Source organism: Nitrospira sp. (assembly GCA_030653545.1).
Lineage (GTDB): Bacteria > Nitrospirota > Nitrospiria > Nitrospirales > Nitrospiraceae > Nitrospira_D.
Genome location: JAURZE010000024.1, coordinates 213971 through 232332, shown reverse-complemented (window position 1 = coordinate 232332; position 18362 = coordinate 213971). Strand labels below are relative to the sequence as shown.

Here is an 18362-nt window from a genome sequence, read left to right as displayed (position 1 = left end):
TGAGTTGTGAACGGTCCTGCGATTTCTGTATAAAACAGTGGTGCAACGAGTGATGCTACGACGACATCAGACGGGTTGGTTCCGTGCTTCCATCGGGCTCCTGCTCATGGGGATTGCGCTGACCACGGGGACGGCCTGCTCCTGGTTCAAACGAGCCGACGGCTTGGCGGGGATCGCCCCCATCGCGCTCTCGCCGGTTTTGCGGGTGCCCCCTTCGATGGCCACGTCGACCATTACCTACCAAAACGCCTGCGGAGCGGCAGCCACAGTGCCTATCGGCAGTCCCTTAGTGGCTGCGCTCCAACAAAAGATGGGCCGGGTATTTCAGCATGTGGTGACGGATCAAGCCGTATCGTCAGACGGCGTCATTGAGGCGGCCGTCGGCTTGAAGCAGATCGATCTGGCGATTCCCCGGCGTATCAAGAAATCCTATCCGGTCACCGTCACCGTCGGCCTCGACGTCGCGTATCTGGCCGGCGATGGCTCGACGTTGTGGACGAAGAAGCTCCAAAGTTCCGGTCTCGGCGAGGTCGAGGTGCAGGAAACGTCGTGCGACGTGACCGGGCTGGAATCCGTCGTGAAAGAAGCGATCGATCTGGTGGCCGAAGGTGCAGCGAAACAGATCAGCGACTCGATCAAGATTCGTGAATATGCCGGAGCCAAACCGAGCCGCGGGCCGGCCCTCGCATCGGTTTCCGCCACGCCGCTCGCTACCGTATCCGATGTCGCGGCTGTGTCTGCCCGGCCGGTGGAGCCGTCGGCGCAGGCATCCCGTGAGAGGCTGCCGGTTGTCCAGAGCGCTGCCGCAATCCCGTCGAATCAAGCGGGGGAGGCCTCGGCGATGCTCACGTTCCGGGTCATCCTGCGGGATGACAACCGGGATCACATTCTTCAGCCGGATGAGCCGCTGACCGTTGATGTGGAAGTGAAGAATGAAGGGCGTACCGAGGCCCAAGGTGTCGAGGTCCTGGTGGAAGGGACCGGAGTCCTGACCGCCCAGCTTCCGTCGACCATGGCCGTCGGCGATGTCCTGCCGGGAGAAATCAAGCGTGTGACCGTGACGAAACCGATGACCAGCGCGAAAGAACCACTGCGTGGGGAATTGCTGTTCGGACTTCGATCCGTCTCGCCCCTGGCCCAGATCCCGCCGGTCAAGAAATTCACCATCCTGATCAAGCCGAGTCCGGCAGACGGAACTCAGGCGGCGATGGACGTCGATCAGCCGCCGAAGGGAACGGCGTCGCTCAAGCAGCAGAAAGCGGTCGTCGTGGCAGTCGGCGTGGGCCGCTTCCGCGAGGCCCAGGTGCCGTCCGTGAAATTTGCGGCCCGGGATGCCGAGGTCATGGCCGCCTACCTGCAATCCATCGCAGGGCTGCCGGCCGACCGCGTGCGGGTGTTGACCGACGGGCACGGGCTCAAACAGGATCTGGCCGAGACGTTCGATGAATGGCTGCCGAAGCGTGTCGATCCCAGTACGGTGGTGTATGTCTATGTCGCCGGACGGGCACTGGTCGACGGGGTCACCGGCGCGGTGTCGCTGGTGCCGTACGACGGCACGACCGCGTCGACGGGCCGCCTGTATTCCATCCGCCGCTTGCAAGAAGCGCTGGGGCGCCTGCCGATCCAGCGGGCCATCCTCATGTTCGATGTCTCTTTGGAACATGCGGCCGGAGCCGATCCGGCCACCGGCGCGGCTCCGGTGTGGGATGTTGGTGCGACGGACGCGAGCGCCAAAATGATGTGGATGATCGGAAATAATGGACTTCAAGAATCCCAGGCCTTTGAACCAGGCCGGCACGGACTGTTTACCTATCAGCTGCTCCGGGGCCTGCAGGGACCGGCCGATCTCGATCGCGACGGGACGGTGGCGGCGGGTGAACTCTGTGCGTTCGCCCGCGGCGAAGTCGCCCGCATGACGAGTGAGCAGATCGGGAGTAGTCAACAGCCGGTCTGTTTGCCGGCTCCCGGCCAAGGGGCATTGGTTCGGATCCAGCCCATGGCGAAAGGGAACAATCCGAAGCCGGTGGCGCCGGTCAAGAAAGAAGTTCCCGGACCGGGAGAGAGTCCCGCCTCGTTGCCGGCGGGGGTCGGGCCAGGGCAGTAAATACAACAGACCTGCGCTCCTTCGTTGACAGGCCGCAGGTTGCGCCGCTATCATTGCGTCGGGCTCGCGGGATAGCGTACAGGATGCCCGAGCCTATCGCCGCAGGTCAGGATCGCCGACGTAGCTCAGTTGGTAGAGCAGCTGTTTCGTAAACAGCAGGTCGCCCGTTCAATCCGGGTCGTCGGCTCCATCTTTTCCTCTCCAAATCATTGAACGGGCGAACTGCGGAGGATTCGAAGGGGGTGCGCCCCCTTCGTGGGGATCGTACAAGGTGGTTGACCCCCTTTGTAGGAATCGGTGAGGCAGGTTTCAGGGCCGAACCGATGACAGGTTGCTCCGTTCAATCCGGGTCGTCGGCTCCATCTTTCCTTCTCTTTCTACTCTCTTCGTTTCTGTTCTCGTCTCGCGTCCGCTACAAGCCCGTCTGGTGCAGGTCTTCCATCGTTGCCGTGACCACATAGCGAAGCGGTCCACCGGTTTGAATCGCCTCAAAGGGATAGCAGGTCACCAGCACAAGTTGGGACTGATCTTGCTCGATGCCGATCGAGTCGTTGCGTGAGTCTGCGATACGAAGAGTCTTCACCCGATAGCGCCGGCGGACGCCGGTCGTCGTGTCCAGTTCAATCACATCGTTCAGTTGTAGCTGCTTCAAAAATCTGAAATGGGTATCGCGATGGCCGGTCAGGATGATGTTGTCTGCTGAGCCGATGGGTTGTGTCGACTCGACATGGCCCGGGCCGAAGGCCAGCGTTCTCCCATAGGCCCCTTCCAGGACAATTTGATCAATCTGCTGCGAGGGGACGAGCAGCCGCGCTACCGGCCAGGTGTCGGCCCAGGGCCAGGGTTTGCTATTCGTTTCCCCGGCGAGCGTGCGGGACCAGGCCCGCTGCAGCAAATGCTGCGCGAGCCCGGCCTTCGCATAAATCCACGATCCTTCCCCGAGCTGCCAACCTCCGAGAGCGAGGAGGCACACCATCAGCGTTGTCAGCATCCGGGGAGTAGGACGGATCGGATTCATGCGACTCGACCCCGCGAGCTCCACATCAACCCTGCCGCCAATAGCCCGGCGAGGCCCAGCAGAATCTGCAGCTGTCCGCTTGTGGCCGTCTGAGGCAATCCAAAGATCGCCTGAGAGTCCTGCCCGTCCGGCAGATTCGTTTTCATCGCATGGGTCTGGAGCAGCTTGTCGGCCGGGCGCACCGGCGTGACATCCACGGCGACCAGGCTCGTGTACTTGCTGACGAGATGATGGAGCAGAGCCACATCGAGCACCGCCTGTTTCGTCGCAGCCTCGTCCTGGCCGTAGCGCTGCTGATCCATGAGGGCGGCGATCTTCTGCCTCGCCCAGTAGACGGACAAGCCTTCACGACTGTCCCGATGTTTCAGCCTGATCGACGTCGTCCATGGAGCGGACCCGATCATGCCCTGGATCGTGACGGATTCCGGAAGCGCAGCGCCTTTGAGGACAACGACCACCGGCTCGCCCTCGTAGAGATCCGGAATACGCGCGGGAAACATCTCGATCTGTCCGTCCAGTCCCTCGATGTGGAGATCCGTTAGCGCAGGCCGTTCCAGCTTGCGGAAGATTGCATCCATCTGGGCTTTCACTTCACTGGTGCTGCCGATGTGGGTAAAGGTCCCGCGTCCGAACTCTGCCGCCTTCCGCATGAAGTGGCTGTTCGGCCCCGAGCCGATCCCGATGGTGAAGAGGCGGCTCGTGCCGAGTTGTGTGCGGATAGTCTCGAATAGCTCATCTTCATTGCCGACCTGGCCGTCCGTCAGAAAGATCACCTGGCGCAAGTGGGTGGCCGGGGCGCTGCCTTTCAAGGCCATCTTCAGTGCCGGGAGAATTTCCGTTCCGCCGTTGGCTTTCAGATTGTCGACATAGTGTACGGCTTTGCGCAGGGTCTCGGGCTTCACCGGCTGGGCCTGGGAAAACAGCACATGCGTGACGCTGTTGAATTGGATCACGTTGAAGCGATCCTGCGTAGTCAGGCGATTCAAGGCGAGCAGCAGCGCGGCCTTGGCCTGCTCAATCGAGGTGCCGGACATGGATCCGGAGGTGTCGATGACGAAGATCGTTTCGCGGGCCACGGCTGTCGGCGAACGATCTGACCCAATCGGGGGCATCGCCATCAGGAACGCATACTGGTCATCGCCGCGCTGTTCCCGAAAGACCGAGAGGGTGGGCGCCTGACCCGTGGCTGGGTTCCACGTCAGGACGAAATCACGATCAGCCGGGACGGTGTCTTCACGCAGCGTGATGTGCTGCCGGCCATCCGGTTCGGCGATGGCGAGAATCTGGTGATAGGGTGACTCCAGCTTGCCGAGGGAAAATCCAGGAACGAGATCGATGTTCAAGCTGAGTGGATTGATCGGACTGACCGGATTGATCGGGTTGATTGGATTGTAGTCCGGATGCTGCACCGGCGGTGTAATTCGTGATGCATCCGGCACGCGATCTGTATCCAGCGACCAGCCGTTGCCGGGTTGCTGATCTTCCATCACGACCGGCGTGCCGGGGATATAGCGCGGGCCGACGACCATGGGGAATCGCAGCGAGAACGCGCCCTGGTCGTAGCGGATGGTTTCCTGATACTCGATCTCGACCGTGACGCGCTCGCCGGGGCCGATGTTGGCCACAGAGGTGGTAAAGATGTTCGGCCGTTCCTGTTCGACGAGACTGGCGCGCTTCCCTTCCTGCTTCGCCTGTTCGTAGACCTTCTTCGCTTCCGCCTTTTCCTTGATCTGGCCTTCGATGATCCGCTCGCCGATCTTCATGCGGAGATGATCGACCGCGGCGCGGTCTGGCAGCGGGAAGACATAGACCCCTTCTGCCCAGGCGTTTTCCTCCAGACTCGGATTCAGGAATTCTTGTGACACGGTGGCGCGGGCGATGAGTCCGGTGACCGAAATGCGGACGTCGGTCTTGAGGGTGGGGGCTGGGAGAAAGCGGCCTGGCTGATTCGTTTTGAAGAGCAGTCTGCCGCCTTTCACGTCATTCAGGGAGATCGTCTGGTCCGGTTGTTCCAGTTCGTTCCCGCAGGCCGGTGCCAGCGACAGGCTGCCGGCACCCAGCGAGAGGAAGAGGGCGAGCGTGGCGCGAAGGAAGAGATGTCTGGTCATAGAGTCCTCGTCTGCGTGAGTCAGGATGGTGGATGAAGGCTAGTCTGCGCGAGGTATGCACCTCGCGCAGAACCTAACCAAGGCGATACGTTAGCTGCCCGATGCCGGGTCAAACGTGGTGACGCCTGGCGAAGCGGGAGGGACATTGCCGGTCGAGCCGTCGGCCTGGCCTGAGGTCTGTTGCTCAATGCTCGAATCAGCCGGGTCGATGGCGGTGGTGTTGGCGACCGTCGGGATCACCAGGTGCTCCTGGCCGATCTTGCGGATGTCCAGGTGCACCCGGCGATTGAGGTGCCGGCAGACGTCGCTGTTGTCCACGCAGAGCACGCCGTCCTCACCGAGGCTGACGACTTTCATCTGGTGCTCGGCCACCCCGCCGTTCAGCAGTTCCTGCTTCACGGTTTCGGCCCGCTTCATCCCCAGCTTCTTGTTGTAGGTGGCCGACCCCTGTTGGTCGGTATAGCCCTGGATCAAGACGGCATAGTCCTGGTTCAGCTTGAGCAGATCGGCCTGGGCGGCCAACTGTGCCTTGGCTTCATCCGTCAAACCCTTGCGGCCCGTTTCGAAGTAGACGTCGCTATGAATGATGTCGGCCACCGACGAAACCGGGGCGGTCACCGGGGTGGAGGGGGAGATGGAGGCTTCGGCTTGAGAGAGCCCGCTGGCCTTTTTGAGGATCTCCGACACCTTGGCCGACTCAACCTTGTCTGTTGGGGAGGTGAGGGCTTTCGGATTGTTGGTTTCGGTATAGATCCAGGCCACGGCCGAGAGGCCTGCCAGGAGCAGGACGAGGCTGGAGAGGATGACGATGTCCTTGGTGTCTTTCTGCGGCCCCATAACGGCGGGGCTGATGTTGCCTGACGAAACCTGGGATGGACCTTTCTGCATGATGGCTTCCTCCTCGTACGTTCAATTGTTGAAAGTTGTGATCTCACTCGTCGGCTGATCCGGCGGCGATCTGGCTTTTTCGCCGGCCTCGTTCCTGCGTCACCCCCTTTCCGGCCGTTTGCGCCGCGCACCGACGGTCCTATGCTTGAGCAACCGGAGTGCCGGTGGGAACGTGCGAAGGAATTGGGAAAGACGTGAGTAAAATTCAGGGGTTCAGAGAATGAGGGAGTAGCGAACGCGATGCGGGGAGATTCATTCCATCAAGGGATGCGGGGATAGCCCCGCATGGGAAGAGGGGTAGCCCGGTTAGTCCTCCGTGCTCACGGAAGGCGCACGCCAGAGTTTATCGTATTGTCAGATTGCGGGCGGTGCTCCTTCCACGTGCGCAATAGAGGACCAATCCAGGCCACCCCTAAGAGTAAGGGAACAAGCAAGCTTGGATGGACGATCATGGGTAGTGCTCACGCAACGCGTGGGCTCAGGAGGGCAAAGGGGAGTCGCTAGGCGGTAGTGGACGTTTGAGGCGCAGGATATACCTGGTGTGTATCTGCTATCCTCAACGTCACCATAGGAAAAGATGAACAGGAGGGCGGAAGTGGCTGAGTGGGTGACGTATAAAAATCATCAGATTAAGGCCTGCTCCCAACATCTCGGAGATGACCGATGGATGCCTAAGGCGCTCGCCTGGCTTTCAATGGGAGGCCGAGCGCCAATGAAGACCCTCCAGGGTGAGTCGCATGAGGTCAGCAATACGGAAAGTAAGGCGAATGTGATCGCGCTTGGAAAAGCCAAGAAGTGGGTCGATCAGCATCAATAGGGTGAACCTGATTCACTCTCCCCATCAGACTATTCTTCTTGTTCGCAGAACCTCCACGATAACAATGGTATGAATAACACCCCTGCTGATCCTTTGCTTCCGGAGCAGAGGAGGAGAGGGGATAGGGGCTGATGATCTTCTGTGCTCGCGCAACGCGCGGTCGAGGACTCCCCTCGTTGGACGCGCGCAGTGGAAGATCAATCATCCCCCATCCCTGGAGAGGTGAAGAGCGAGTTTGGAGGGATGGGCGAGCCGCCAGACCATCCTTCTTGCTCGCTGATCCCTCACGGTGAAACGGTGGTCGCTCAATGTGCGCAGGGAAGGACAGTCCGGCAGCCCCTAGAGAAAGAAGGGGTGGGATGGAGAAGAGGAATAAGGGGATGTTCGACGCGCGCAATTGAGGGTCAGCCAGGCAGTCCCGCGATGAAGTGAGCAAGCGAACGTTTGTTATCCGCTCGATGGGTTGTGAGCCTATGTAAAAAGAGGGTTATGTCGATCTGCATAGGACTTCGTAGTAACTGGGCGCACACTCGCACTTCATTGAAAAGGGAGCGGTCGTGGCGTATTGTTCAAGGTCAATAGTGAAGTGCTATAGGGACAGAAAATGGCAGATTCGGCTCTTATGCGGATCGGCCTAAACATTGTTAGGCGAGGAAAGCTTCATCGAGGGGCACACCCATATGGTCGTGGATATCTAACATGCCATTCTCGTTATCAATCCCTACCGGCAAGGCGACAGGCGCTCTAGCACTGACGGTAAACGCTGGGCAGATGCTCTTCATCCTTGGTGCAAACGGCACCGGCAAATCGAGCCTTATGCAGGCTTTCGCATCGGCTAGCACCGGGAAGACCCGGCGAATCACGGCCCACCGCCAAACTTGGTTTCGATCTGGAGCGCCCGAGTTCACCAGCAAACAGCGTGCAGACTATGAACAGAATATGTTCCATTCTGATCGACAGGCGAACGCGCGTTGGATGGACGACTACTCGCAGCAGCGCGCTCAGATGGCGATCTACGACTTAGTTAACTACGAGAACGTGCGTGCCCGCGAGATTACGCGGGCTGTCGACGCAAAAAAACAGCCGAAGTCAATATACTGTCTGCCAAAGACGGTGTATTTGCGACCCTGAACCGCTTGCTACGGCTGGCCAATCTCGACGTCGTCGTGTCCGTTGAGGCAAACGACGAGATCGTGGCGACTCGGAATGGCAGCAAGTCCTACAGCATCTCAAAGCTTTCCGACGGAGAGCGCAACGCGATTCTTATTGCCGCCAACGTACTGACCGTGCCAGCAGGAACGCTTCTCCTCATCGATGAGCCAGAGCGGCACCTGCATCGTTCGATCGTATCCCCGCTTCTGTCGCTTCTGCTCAAGGAAAGACCAGATTGTGCTTTCATCGTGTCTACGCATGAGCCATTGCTTCCAGTGGACAATCCGGGATCGAAAGTCCTGCTGACGCGTGCCTGTGTCTACGAGGGCGACGGGGTCGCGTCTTACGATATCGATTTGCTGGAGAGCATCACTGGGATTGATGACGATCTGAAAAGAACCATCTTGGGCGAGCGTCGGAAGATCGTGTTTGTTGAGGGCGTCGAGCACAGCCTTGACAAGCCGCTGTACAGTCTCCTGTTTCCGAATGCGTCAATCGTGGCCAAGGCCAACTGTCGTGAGGTCGAGAATGCGGTCGTTGGTATCAAAGGCACGGCTGAGCTTCACTGGGTGAAACCGTTCGGGCTGGTGGACAACGATACTTCAGAACCAGAGCGGATCGCGGACTTGCAAGCCAAGGGTGTGATTCCACTGAACGTATATTCGGTTGAATCTATCTACTACCACCCCGAAGTGCAGAAGCTGGCAGGCGAGAAACTGGCAGGGGTAGTAGGCGGCGATCTGACGGAAAAACTGGAGAAGGCAAATAACGATGCCATCAAAGCGATCCGTGAAAATGCCAAGCATCTCAGTGTACGGATTGCTGAGAAATCGGCGCGGGCTCAGGTCTTCTCGCTGCTACCTAAAAAGGGTGAGGTGGCAGCGGGCGGCAAACGTACCGCTGAAATCGATTTTGCGAAGTATGCGAAAGATGAGGCAGCGCGTATCGAGGCATTGGTCAACGCATCCGACTTCGTCGGTGTTTTGCAGAGGTATCCAATTCGAGAATCACCCGCGCTCGATGCCATTGCTAAGGCGCTTAATTTCGCGAATCGTGCTCAGTATGAAGCGGCTGTTCGTAACCTCCTGGTGCACGATTCGGAAGCGGTAAAGCGTGTCCGAACCTTGCTCGGGTCTTTCCCCGCCGATCTGATCGCATAGCTGTCGTGGTGGGCAAGAAAAGGGGGTAGACGAATTTCCGGCAGGAACCGATTCGACAAAGAAAACAAAGGTGGCAGACACCGTTATCTCTGCTACGGCGTTAGGCATCAGTGCTTAATTGGGAGTTGAGGATTGCCAGAAGCTGGCGGACATGCTCCGATTCTAATTGCCACCAGTTGGCAGGCTCTTGGCCGGGCTCTCAACGAGGGGCCCGACACCCAGGTCTGCAACTGCACAATTGTGGTGTTGTTCGCGGGCTTCTACGTCGAGGCCAACCTCAATCACATCGTACGGGTGCTGAAGTTGAAGCGGCGCGTGAGGCAGTTCATGGGTCACCGGAAGCATCCAGGACTCGGAGACAAATTGGCGTGGTTCTACAACGACTTCATCTCACCTGTCCGGGCGGATGATCTGGGTGCCGCCCGGAAGCAGGAAGTAGATCGCAAGGTGCGACGGCGCTTTCCAGGATTCGCGCCACTACATCGCTTCCGCAACGACATTTCACACGGTGTTATCAATCGAAGCGGTCGTTCGCTGGCAGAAGCGCAAAGGCTTCGGCAACAGGCCAAGGACATCGTTTTGGAGTTGTTTCGCGTCCTCGACCAGCGCGGCCATAATGTCCGGCGCGCAACGAGCTACTGGCAGGCGATACAGCGATAGCCGAATACTGCCGCCTAACAGGCTGCTGCGGCCGACGAGCGGCGGCAAAAAGTGTGCTCGGCCTGAAGTGATCATGAATACCGCTCGCCGCTGACCGGCAGTACATTACAGCAACTCTATGGCAGAACTCATTTTCACGAACGTCTCGACCTATAGGGCGATAGCGATTGAAGCTTTTGAAGCGATGCAAGAGCTCGTCGAGTCTGGGCGCCGGCCAAAGGAAGATGGGTCTCCAGGCTGGATCCTGCAATTCGATCCAAACCAGAAGAGCTTCAAACAGGCAATGGTCGCCATTGTCTTTACCGGGATGTGGCTAGAGGCCTTGCTGCATTTGCTGATTGTTCGTAATCACGGCGAAGAGAAATTCAGAGAGGTCGACTTCAAGCCCTACGAAGAGAAACTCCGGCTTATTGGAATTGATGACAACTCCATTCTTGAAGCCGCTGCACGATTCAGAATAGCTCGCAAAGAGCTTGTCCATGAGAAAGCTCACTTTGATACTGGAGAAACGCAAACAGCACAAGATGAGGCTCGCAATGCCTACCAACTCCTGTTGGCAATCGATACTGCGCTTCATGGTTTACTGGGTAACTGAGTTGCCTACCGTCTCCATCAAGGGGAAACCAACCACGAGATTCTTCATTTCTGCCGGTGGGAGAAATTAACGGCAAGAAAAAGGTTCCAGGAACTATTCATTTCTCCTTCGGGTGGCAGTGTTGGCCTCCGCACACTGGCGGAAAAAACGGGGACATTCTACATTTCTGGCGTTGGCGAGCGAGGGGCAGGAGCCATCACCTTCTTGGTTGAGGGAATCACGGTGATCAGATCTCATGACGTGCCGAAACTCACATCATGAAAACTCAGTACTACACCGCCACTAGTCTTGACGGATTCATCGCCACCGAAGACGACTCGCTGGAGTGGCTGTTCCCTCTCGGTGATCTGAATGATTCCAGCTATCCGGCATTCATATCGGAAGTTGGTGCGTTGGCTATGGGGTCGGCGACCTACGACTGGATGCTGCGCAACACAGAAAAGGTTGCGGCTGAGACTGGTTCGCCGTGGCCCTATACACAGCCGGTCTGGATATTCTCCCGCCGCACGCTTCCACTAGTTGGCGGCAAAGATATCCGCTTCGTCAGTGGCGATGTGCGCCCAATCCATGCTGACATGCGAGCTGCCGCTGGCGGCAAAAATATTTGGATCGTCGGAGGCGGCGATCTCGTCGGTCAATTCTACGATGCCGGCCTGTTGGACGAGTTGATCATCCAGATTGGCTCAGTCACGCTCGGCAAGGGGAAGCCGCTCTTCCCTCGCAGGGTGTTCAGCCCACATCTGCGCTTAGTATCGGTTCGGCAGATCGGTGCTGGTATGGCTGAGTTGCGCTATGAAGTACATAAAGGCGGCGCAGCTTGATTCCCGCGTTAGGCGGGGGAGGGGATAGTTACGCGGAAGGAAATGGCAGGCCCAGTTTTTATGCGGATTGGCCCGAACATTGTCAGGCGGCATATCAAAGTTATCACTTCACGTGAGAGGTCGGACATGAATGCGAACGAGATTGCCGTACTGGCAAAGGCCGCGCTGGATGGCTCGATCCCGTTTCCTGAAATTGTGGGCAAGCTCATTGCCAACGGGGTCGAGTATTACCATGTGGACTATGCTACTGGTTCATTCACCTTCTACAGCGCATCAGGGGCAGCGGTAGTAGCGCCTCTCGCGTTCGAGAAACTGCCCTCGATATCGGGGGACTTCGATGTGGGCGCACTCAAGGCGGCCATTCTAGACAGCCAACAGCACGGGCAAAAGTTTCGGGCATTTTGCGAGCGTGCCATACAGGCTGGGGTGCAGGGATACATTGCGTATCTTCGAGGCAAGCGAGTCACATACTTTGGTCGTCAAGGGGATCAACATACCGAGTGGTTTCCTGGCGCAAGGCCACATGATGCCTAAGATCCGGTTGCAGCGGACGGTTCGCTATGCAGCCTGCCGCTGGGAGGAGATAAAGGTTTCAAGCACCTTTATCTTCACCAAACGGTAGGTGGGGCTTGGATCCTTGCGTATAGAATCCCACAGGGGAGAGTTTTCTCCCTCTGGGTAGTAGAAAAACAGCCAATTCTTCAGTAGACTTGCCCGTAGCGAAGGGTTGGTCTTCGTTCATGACGATGTGCTGGCGAGAGATCTGGTCGGGAGGCGTCTATCATGGCTGAACTTGTTGATCGTATCACCGTGAATCCTGAGCAGTGCGGAGGTCGGCCCTGCATTCGGGGGATGCGGATTCGAGTGATCGATGTACTCGATCTCCTGGCCGCTGGGCTGACGCAGCAACAGGTGCTTGAAGAGCTGCCGGATCTCGTCGCGGAAGATATCTCTGCCTGCCTTCGCTTTGCCAGTAGCCGACTCAATCACCCGATCCTCGCTGCGTGAAGATCTGGCTCGACGCCCAGATTTCTCCTTTCATTGCGCCATGGCTGAGTTCGACCTTCAACATTGAGGCGATCGCACTCAAGGATATAGGCTTGCGCGATGCGACGGATCGGACCATCTTTCTTGCCGCACGCAGGGCCAAGGTGGTTGTGCTGACGAAGGACCGTGACTTGGTCGATCTCGTGACCCAGCTTGGTCAGCCACCGCAAATTGTCTGGGTCACTTGCGGGAACACCTCAAACGCAAAGCTGAAAGCGATCCTCACGCAGGCGTGGCCATCAGCGCGAACCCTCATTGAGCGAGGTGAGGCTATCATCGAAATCAGCGACATAACGATCTGATGGCGCGACATGAGAAACAGAGATGTCAGACACCTTTGTTCCTTCAGACGAGTGAATATCGCCTATTGGACGGCAGGTAGCTGATCGATATGCTGTATCGCCTCAGTGCGGATCTGGTCTTGTTCGCGCACTTTCTCTTTGCTGCATTTGCAGTCTTCGGCGGACCGTTGGCGTTTTTCGATCAAGCCTGGGCCTGGGTGCATATTCCCGTGGTGCTCTGGTCTTCGGTGGTGAATCTCATGAGCTGGACCTGCCCATTGACTCCGATTGAGAATGCCCTCCGCACTCGCGCCGGTCAGCTCGGCTATTCAGGTGGCTTTGTACAACACTACATCGGACCCATTGTTTACCCGCGGGGCATGCCGCGACAATTGGAACTCGTGGCAGGTGTGTTCATTGTGGCGGGCAATGCGCTGGTATACGCAATCATTTTTGCGTGGGGCTGGCGTCGGGCATTCAATTGATAGAAACGCAGTGATGCCGTAGCTCGTTATTTCGCGTATACTCTTCTTCCCCAGGGGATGGAGTCCCCCGTATAACCGCCTCGGCCAGGCTGATGACTCCTACGCTACTACTGCCGTAGCCGTAGGATTGCCGCCAGCGTGGCGGCGCCCGGTTTGTACAGCCAGGCCGAAACGGAGGACTCCCGAATGGAACCCATCTTCATCACTGCATCCTTGTGGCTCGCCCTCGCAGTTGTGTCCGCCCTCATTGCTTCTTCCCTGGGTCTTTCGATCGCGCTCGTTGAAATTTGTGTGGGTGTCGGTGCCGCCGCCGCCACCGGCTGGTTCGGCCTGGGCGATGTGCTTGCCGCCAATTCCGAGTGGGTGCGATTCCTCGCGGCCGCCGGCGCAGTTGTGCTGACGTTCCTGGCTGGTGCGGAATTGGACCCTGACGTGATCAAAACGAAGTTGACGGAGGTGAGCGTCGTCGGCTTGGCGGGGTTCCTGGCGCCATTTTTCGGTTGCGCCGCAGTCGCTTACTATTTGTTGGGATGGGATGCGAATGCCAGTTGGCTCTGCGGTATTGCTCTCTCGACGACCTCCATGGCGGTGGTCTATGCCGTCATGTTGGAAACAGGCTTCAATAAGACGGATTTCGGGAAGGGGATTCTCGGCTCCTGTTTCATCAATGACCTCGGAACCGTGATCGCCCTCGGCCTGCTCTTCGCGCCCTTCACGTATAAGACAGTGGTGTTCATCGCGGGGAGCGTGGCGGTGCTCGCGTCGTTGCCGTTCACGACGGCGTGGCTGACCAGGCATTATGCCCATCGCACCGCTGCAATCCGGACGAAATGGATCATGCTGATTCTCTTTGGATTGGGCGCGCTGGCTTTGTGGTCTGGGAGCGAAGCTGTGCTGCCGGCGTACCTTGTCGGCATGGTGTTGGCGGGAAGCGCTGCGAGAGATACGCATTGGATCCGCCGGTTGCGAACGCTGACGGTGGGGTTTCTCACACCCTTCTATTTCCTGCGCGCCGGGACGCTGGTGTCGCTGCCGGCGCTGCTTGCGGCGCCGCTGGTGTTCATTGCGTTGCTCCTGGGCAAAGTGGCGTCCAAGATTTTCGGCCTCTATCCGATTATCAGTGCCTTCCGGCAGGATCGCAACGAACGCTGGTATTACACGCTGCTGATGTCGACCGGCCTGACATTCGGGACCATCTCGTCTCTCTATGGATTAGCGCATGGCTTGGTGACCCAGGAGCAATATTCCTTTCTCGTGGCTGCCGTGATAGCGAGCGCGGTGGTCCCCACGCTCATCGCGGGTTGGTTTTTTGTGCCAACGCATTTGCTGCCCCCGATCGAGCATCCAGGGAAAACCACGCGGCATAGCAATGGCCTGAGCGACGAGGGCTAGATCGAGTGAGGAGTGTAAACAGTTCTTGCGGTAGGAGCCCTTGGCAGAAGCCATCGGCTTCCCGGTTGATCATAGAAACTCGTCAAACGTAGAATGCAAAAAACGGGGATAGTCCGGTCAGCTGGCCCGGCGACGTTGGGCTGTCACGGATACCTATGAGCCTGGACCATGGTGTTATGCGTCTCGCTGGCTTTATTGCACTGGTCGTATTGTCGCTCGCGGTTGCGGGCTACGCTCTCGCCGTCTATGGCTTCCTGCCTGTCGGGGCGCTGGTTCATCCTGACATGCGCGCCACCTTCGAAGCCCATCCCGTCGGCATTTATGCACATGTGTTCGGCGCGGCCGTCGCGCTGGCCCTGGGGCCGTTTCAGTTTTCATCGACGTTGCGCGACCGGCGGCCTGCTCTGCACCGCCGGCTCGGCCGGCTCTACCTTGCGATTGGTGTGCTGATCGGAGGGCTCTCGGGCCTGTTCATGGCGTTTCATGCGTTCGGCGGCCTTCCGTCCCGGTTAGGCTTCGCCTGTCTCGCTGTTGCTTGGCTGTACAGCGGCTCCCGTGCCTATTTCGCCGTTCGGGCCTGCGACTTCACGGCTCATCGCTGCTGGATGGTTCGAAACTTCGCGCTCACCTTCGCCGCCGTCACGCTGCGCTTGTACTTGCCTGCCTCCGTGGCTCTTGGGGCGGCGTTTGAAATCGTCTATCCGATCATCGCGTGGCTTTGCTGGCTGCCGAATCTTGTCGCCGCCGAGTGTCTCGTCAACCGTGCCACGCACCCTCTTATCGAGCGGCCCAATGCGGGGTTCAGGCCCTCGTCGGCCGCTCACAGCAAAGGTTAGCCAGACCCATGCCCATTCCCGGTTTCATTCAATCTCTCCGCTCCAAGGTCGGCACGGAATTGTTGCAGGTTTCCACCGTCGCCGTGTTTGCTTATGACGACAGCGGGCGTCTCTTGTTGATTCAGGAAAAGTCCTCAGGTTTGTGGGGTGCGCCGGGGGGCATCGTCGAGCCCCTTGAGTTGCTCGCCGATGCGGCGGTGCGGGAGACCTGGGAGGAAGCCGGAGTGTTTGTCGAGTTGACCCGCGTCCTCGGCGTCTTTGCCGGAGAACACTTTTCCGGCACCTACGACAACGGCGACCAGATAGCCTGTGTGTCGACCGTCTTTGCCGCGCGTCCGATCAGCGGCACGCCTCGCCCGGATCATGCTGAGACGGCCGATGCGCGGTTCTTTCTTCCCGACGAGATCGCGGCGCTGCCCTGTCAGCCGCATTTCCACGTGATTCGTCAGGCCCTGAGCCACGACCGATCCCAAGCCTACTTCAAGCCGGCCACCTGGCAGCTGCCAGGCCTGTAACTATTCGCCCGCCGACCTTCTGTCTTGACAGGTGATACCTGTGGAGGTAACACTTGCACATGGGTAAAGTTCGTCGAGGAGGGTATGTGTTCGTCACCTGGAAGAGCGATCACCCTCCCCGGCATGTCCATGTGTATCGGGACGGTGTCCTCATTGTGAAATGGGATCTGGAACGTGGACAACCGATGATCGGCAAGAGTGCAAGGCGAGTGTGTACGCTGATTGAGGAATTGGAACGTGAGGGGGTTCTATGAAGATCCAAGCCGTGAGCCTGAATAATCGCAAAAAGGCATTCCAGGTCAAGACGTCGAAGCAGACATTCCAGCTTCCTTACTCAACGGTGGATCTGAAACCAAGTGCAGCTGATCCGATCATTCGGATTTTTGTCGACAAAGATCTGGGGAACGAGGGATTTACCTATGTCCTGAAGTCCGGCAAGGAAGGCACGGTTCATAGTGAGCAGGTGCTGGCCTACAACCAGGATCCTCGTTACCTGAGGGATGCCTTGCTGTATAAGCTGACGGTTGAAGCGCAGAAGCGGGTTGAGGCCAGTGCTTTGTCGAAGCGCGAGATCATCCGGCGTCTGGGAACCTCGGCCACGCAATTCTATCGGTTGCTCGATCAAACCAACTACAGCAAGTCGGTGGACCAACTTCTGTCGTTACTGCATGTGCTGGATTGCGATGTCGAGCTCTTGGTGCGAGGGAGGAGGACGCCAGGGAGAGCGGCCTAGCTCAGTGACGGGGGCAGAACGAAATTTACAGGGACATTCCGGTCGACTTTTTGAAATGTGTCAGCGAGCTAGGTCAAGCTAGGGACGTATAAATATTGTACGGGGTGCACATAATGCCGATTCCAGAGTTCATCAAATCCCTCCGCTCCAAGATCGGCACTGAGCTGCTGCAAGTTCCGACCGCGATGGTCTTTGCGTACGACGACCGCGGGCGACTCTTGCTGATTCAGGACAAGGACTCCGGCCGCTGGAGCGCGCCGAGCGGAATTATCGACCCGCATGAGTTGCCGTCCGATGCGGCGGTGCGGGAGGCGTGGGAGGAAGCCGGAGTGTTTGTGGAGCTGACCCACATCCTGGGCGTCTTTGCGGGTGAGCACTTCTCTAAGACCTACGACAACGGCGATCAGCTTGCCGCCGTCACGACGGTGTTCGCCGCGCGTGTCATTCGCGGGACGCCTCGTCCGGATCATGAAGAGACATCCGATGCGCGATTCTTCTCGCCGAGTGAGATCGATGCTCTGTCCTGCTCCACGCATTTTCTCGTCATCCGCAAGGCCGTCAATCAGAACCAACCTCAGGCCTACTTCAAACCCGCCACCTGGCAGCCCGGCGGCCTCTAGCAGATTACAAAAATATTGTCCTCTGTCCCTGACGGATCGTTTCTCTATACACCCGCTACACAATTCGCCGCAGGCCAGGCACTCGCTGCATGAGGGTGACGAGGCCGAATGTGAGGACGCAGGTCGCGAGGAAGGTGATCGGTACGTAGTAGGGGGGACGAAGCAGGATTGGAACAGTGAGGAAGTACCCATAGCGCAGCAATTCCACCACGATGGGATGGGCCACGTAGACGCCGAGCGTGAGCGGTGCGAGCGTCTGCGCAATGGATTCTACTTTTGGAGAAATCGTCCCCTGCAGGATCAGCAGGAAGAGGCCGACGGCCATCACCATGTCGGTGGGGCTGAAATCCTCGTAGAAATAGAAGGCCCAGCGGTCGTCGTATCCGCGCGTCGAGACGAGAATAGCTGTCAGGAGCGTGGTGGTCGCAGCGGCGATCATGATCGCGAATGCGAGGCGCGACGGCCGCTCGATCCGGAGCCGCGCGCAATACCAGCCCGCCAGGTAATAGGTCAGATAGGGGACGAATATGGTGAAGGCGCTGGAGGCGAGAAAATCAAATAGATTAGCCCCCATCGCCAGCCCGGCCATGATCAGAATCAGGTCGCGCAACTGCGAGAGGCTGAAGGCGGCGAGCGCTTTGGCCAGAAAGGGTGTGACGAGATACAGTCCGGCGATGAGAAACAGAAAGTATAAATGGATATAGGGCCTGCCGAGGACCATATCACGGCCGATGATCTCGATCGAGAGCGGCTCATGCCAGTAGAAGGCGCGCCAGGCGAAATAGATCGTCGGCCAGGCGATGAGGGCCGGCAATAACCGGCTCATGCGTTTGGCCCAGAAGGCGCCAGGGCCCGTACATTTTTGCGGGTCGAGCAACAGTGCACCGCTCAGCATGACGAAGACCGGGACGCACCAGCGGGTGGCGGCGTCGAGGGCATTGGAAAGGTGCCACTGCAGCGTGCCGAAGAGCTCGCGTTCCATCACGATGGTGGCGGCCAGATGCAACAGGATGACCGCGAGACAGGCGCCGACTCGCAGGACATCGTACCGGGCCGAGCGTCGATCAGGCTGAGTGCTTCTGGTGGAGGCTTCTCCCGATGAGCGTGGTGTCGCTGATGTCTGTTGCATC

The 18362-nt window shown here is 58.5% G+C and carries 21 protein-coding genes, 1 tRNA gene and 1 riboswitch; of the genes, 18 read left to right on the top strand and 4 right to left on the bottom strand.

Annotated features, from left to right (window positions below; translation table 11 throughout):
- The first annotated feature begins 52 nt into the window (after nucleotides 1-52).
- Together Q7U39_11315 and Q7U39_11310 are read left to right on the top strand one after the other, a co-directional pair.
- Entirely contained in the window at nucleotides 53-2104 is a 2052-nt protein-coding gene (locus Q7U39_11315) for a hypothetical protein (GenBank protein ID MDO9118539.1), read from the top strand.
- A 114-nt stretch (nucleotides 2105-2218) separates the two neighbouring features.
- Nucleotides 2219-2294 (top strand) — tRNA-Thr (locus Q7U39_11310).
- 222 nt (nucleotides 2295-2516) lie between these two features.
- Here Q7U39_11310 and Q7U39_11305 read toward each other — a convergent pair.
- The 3 genes from Q7U39_11305 to Q7U39_11295 form a co-directional block, all read right to left on the bottom strand.
- Nucleotides 2517-3122 (bottom strand): class GN sortase, encoded by a 606-nt coding sequence (locus Q7U39_11305; GenBank protein ID MDO9118538.1) that lies wholly within the window; start codon nucleotides 3120-3122, stop codon nucleotides 2517-2519.
- Nucleotides 3119-5230 (bottom strand): marine proteobacterial sortase target protein, encoded by a 2112-nt coding sequence (locus tag Q7U39_11300; protein MDO9118537.1) that lies wholly within the window; start codon nucleotides 5228-5230, stop codon nucleotides 3119-3121. Before Q7U39_11300 ends, Q7U39_11305 begins: the two co-directional genes overlap by 4 nt.
- Nucleotides 5231-5320: 90 nt before the next feature.
- The gene (locus Q7U39_11295) at nucleotides 5321-6118 is read right to left on the bottom strand and encodes an OmpA family protein (protein ID MDO9118536.1); all 798 of its coding nucleotides are present in this window, start codon (nucleotides 6116-6118) and stop codon (nucleotides 5321-5323) included.
- A gap of 595 nt (nucleotides 6119-6713) precedes the next feature.
- Between Q7U39_11295 and Q7U39_11290 the strand changes: the two genes are divergently transcribed.
- The 16 genes from Q7U39_11290 to Q7U39_11215 all read left to right on the top strand — a co-directional run bounded on the left by Q7U39_11290 (nucleotide 6714) and on the right by Q7U39_11215 (nucleotide 17232).
- The gene (locus tag Q7U39_11290; protein MDO9118535.1) at nucleotides 6714-6935 is read left to right on the top strand and encodes a hypothetical protein; all 222 of its coding nucleotides are present in this window, start codon (nucleotides 6714-6716) and stop codon (nucleotides 6933-6935) included.
- Between the two features lie 699 nt (nucleotides 6936-7634).
- Entirely contained in the window at nucleotides 7635-8066 is a 432-nt protein-coding gene (locus Q7U39_11285; protein MDO9118534.1) for an ATP-binding cassette domain-containing protein, read from the top strand.
- A gap of 5 nt (nucleotides 8067-8071) precedes the next feature.
- Nucleotides 8072-9247, top strand: a complete 1176-nt coding sequence (locus tag Q7U39_11280; GenBank protein ID MDO9118533.1) for an AAA family ATPase — start codon at nucleotides 8072-8074, stop codon at nucleotides 9245-9247.
- A 132-nt stretch (nucleotides 9248-9379) separates the two neighbouring features.
- The gene (locus tag Q7U39_11275; GenBank protein ID MDO9118532.1) at nucleotides 9380-9907 is read left to right on the top strand and encodes a hypothetical protein; all 528 of its coding nucleotides are present in this window, start codon (nucleotides 9380-9382) and stop codon (nucleotides 9905-9907) included.
- Between the two features lie 118 nt (nucleotides 9908-10025).
- A complete protein-coding gene (locus Q7U39_11270; protein ID MDO9118531.1) occupies nucleotides 10026-10502 on the top strand; it encodes a hypothetical protein in 477 nt (158 codons plus the stop codon).
- 257 nt (nucleotides 10503-10759) lie between these two features.
- On the top strand, nucleotides 10760-11323 hold the full coding sequence (locus tag Q7U39_11265) for a dihydrofolate reductase family protein (protein ID MDO9118530.1): 564 nt from the start codon (nucleotides 10760-10762) through the stop codon (nucleotides 11321-11323).
- Nucleotides 11324-11449: 126 nt separating this feature from the next.
- The gene (locus tag Q7U39_11260; protein MDO9118529.1) at nucleotides 11450-11857 is read left to right on the top strand and encodes a DUF1398 family protein; all 408 of its coding nucleotides are present in this window, start codon (nucleotides 11450-11452) and stop codon (nucleotides 11855-11857) included.
- A gap of 249 nt (nucleotides 11858-12106) precedes the next feature.
- Complete coding sequence (locus Q7U39_11255; protein MDO9118528.1) at nucleotides 12107-12331, top strand: DUF433 domain-containing protein; 225 nt, start codon at nucleotides 12107-12109, stop codon at nucleotides 12329-12331.
- Nucleotides 12328-12672, top strand: a complete 345-nt coding sequence (locus tag Q7U39_11250) for a DUF5615 family PIN-like protein (protein MDO9118527.1) — start codon at nucleotides 12328-12330, stop codon at nucleotides 12670-12672. The genes Q7U39_11255 and Q7U39_11250 overlap by 4 nt, the downstream gene beginning before the upstream one ends.
- Nucleotides 12673-12761: 89 nt before the next feature.
- Entirely contained in the window at nucleotides 12762-13136 is a 375-nt protein-coding gene (locus Q7U39_11245) for a DUF2784 domain-containing protein (protein ID MDO9118526.1), read from the top strand.
- A 44-nt stretch (nucleotides 13137-13180) separates the two neighbouring features.
- Nucleotides 13181-13245: riboswitch (Fluoride riboswitch) on the top strand.
- Between the two features lie 77 nt (nucleotides 13246-13322).
- Nucleotides 13323-14528: a cation:proton antiporter gene (locus tag Q7U39_11240; protein MDO9118525.1), complete on the top strand. Its 1206-nt coding sequence runs from the start codon at nucleotides 13323-13325 to the stop codon at nucleotides 14526-14528.
- A 155-nt stretch (nucleotides 14529-14683) separates the two neighbouring features.
- Nucleotides 14684-15364: a DUF2306 domain-containing protein gene (locus Q7U39_11235; GenBank protein MDO9118524.1), complete on the top strand. Its 681-nt coding sequence runs from the start codon at nucleotides 14684-14686 to the stop codon at nucleotides 15362-15364.
- 8 nt (nucleotides 15365-15372) lie between these two features.
- The gene (locus Q7U39_11230; GenBank protein ID MDO9118523.1) at nucleotides 15373-15879 is read left to right on the top strand and encodes an NUDIX domain-containing protein; all 507 of its coding nucleotides are present in this window, start codon (nucleotides 15373-15375) and stop codon (nucleotides 15877-15879) included.
- A gap of 59 nt (nucleotides 15880-15938) precedes the next feature.
- A complete protein-coding gene (locus Q7U39_11225; GenBank protein ID MDO9118522.1) occupies nucleotides 15939-16133 on the top strand; it encodes a hypothetical protein in 195 nt (64 codons plus the stop codon).
- A complete protein-coding gene (locus tag Q7U39_11220; protein ID MDO9118521.1) occupies nucleotides 16130-16612 on the top strand; it encodes a hypothetical protein in 483 nt (160 codons plus the stop codon). The genes Q7U39_11225 and Q7U39_11220 overlap by 4 nt, the downstream gene beginning before the upstream one ends.
- A 113-nt stretch (nucleotides 16613-16725) precedes the next feature.
- A complete protein-coding gene (locus Q7U39_11215) occupies nucleotides 16726-17232 on the top strand; it encodes an NUDIX domain-containing protein (protein MDO9118520.1) in 507 nt (168 codons plus the stop codon).
- A 55-nt stretch (nucleotides 17233-17287) separates the two neighbouring features.
- Here the strand turns inward: Q7U39_11215 and Q7U39_11210 are convergent, their stop codons facing one another.
- Nucleotides 17288-18361 carry an acyltransferase family protein gene (locus tag Q7U39_11210; GenBank protein MDO9118519.1) on the bottom strand — a complete coding sequence of 358 codons (1074 nt, stop codon included), beginning with the start codon at nucleotides 18359-18361 and terminating at the stop codon, nucleotides 17288-17290.
- Nucleotide 18362: the final 1 nt, after the last annotated feature.

Coding starts and splice junctions, on each gene's coding strand:
- Q7U39_11315 (MDO9118539.1), top strand. CDS start 53: ATGCTACGACGACATCAGACGGGTTGGTTCCGTGCTTCCATCGGGCTC.
- Q7U39_11305 (MDO9118538.1), bottom strand. CDS start 3,122: ATGAATCCGATCCGTCCTACTCCCCGGATGCTGACAACGCTGATGGTG.
- Q7U39_11300 (MDO9118537.1), bottom strand. CDS start 5,230: ATGACCAGACATCTCTTCCTTCGCGCCACGCTCGCCCTCTTCCTCTCG.
- Q7U39_11295 (MDO9118536.1), bottom strand. CDS start 6,118: ATGCAGAAAGGTCCATCCCAGGTTTCGTCAGGCAACATCAGCCCCGCC.
- Q7U39_11285 (MDO9118534.1), top strand. CDS start 7,635: ATGCCATTCTCGTTATCAATCCCTACCGGCAAGGCGACAGGCGCTCTA.
- Q7U39_11270 (MDO9118531.1), top strand. CDS start 10,026: ATGGCAGAACTCATTTTCACGAACGTCTCGACCTATAGGGCGATAGCG.
- Q7U39_11265 (MDO9118530.1), top strand. CDS start 10,760: ATGAAAACTCAGTACTACACCGCCACTAGTCTTGACGGATTCATCGCC.
- Q7U39_11260 (MDO9118529.1), top strand. CDS start 11,450: ATGAATGCGAACGAGATTGCCGTACTGGCAAAGGCCGCGCTGGATGGC.
- Q7U39_11255 (MDO9118528.1), top strand. CDS start 12,107: ATGGCTGAACTTGTTGATCGTATCACCGTGAATCCTGAGCAGTGCGGA.
- Q7U39_11245 (MDO9118526.1), top strand. CDS start 12,762: ATGCTGTATCGCCTCAGTGCGGATCTGGTCTTGTTCGCGCACTTTCTC.
- Q7U39_11240 (MDO9118525.1), top strand. CDS start 13,323: ATGGAACCCATCTTCATCACTGCATCCTTGTGGCTCGCCCTCGCAGTT.
- Q7U39_11235 (MDO9118524.1), top strand. CDS start 14,684: ATGAGCCTGGACCATGGTGTTATGCGTCTCGCTGGCTTTATTGCACTG.
- Q7U39_11230 (MDO9118523.1), top strand. CDS start 15,373: ATGCCCATTCCCGGTTTCATTCAATCTCTCCGCTCCAAGGTCGGCACG.
- Q7U39_11225 (MDO9118522.1), top strand. CDS start 15,939: ATGGGTAAAGTTCGTCGAGGAGGGTATGTGTTCGTCACCTGGAAGAGC.
- Q7U39_11220 (MDO9118521.1), top strand. CDS start 16,130: ATGAAGATCCAAGCCGTGAGCCTGAATAATCGCAAAAAGGCATTCCAG.
- Q7U39_11215 (MDO9118520.1), top strand. CDS start 16,726: ATGCCGATTCCAGAGTTCATCAAATCCCTCCGCTCCAAGATCGGCACT.
- Q7U39_11210 (MDO9118519.1), bottom strand. CDS start 18,361: ATGCAACAGACATCAGCGACACCACGCTCATCGGGAGAAGCCTCCACC.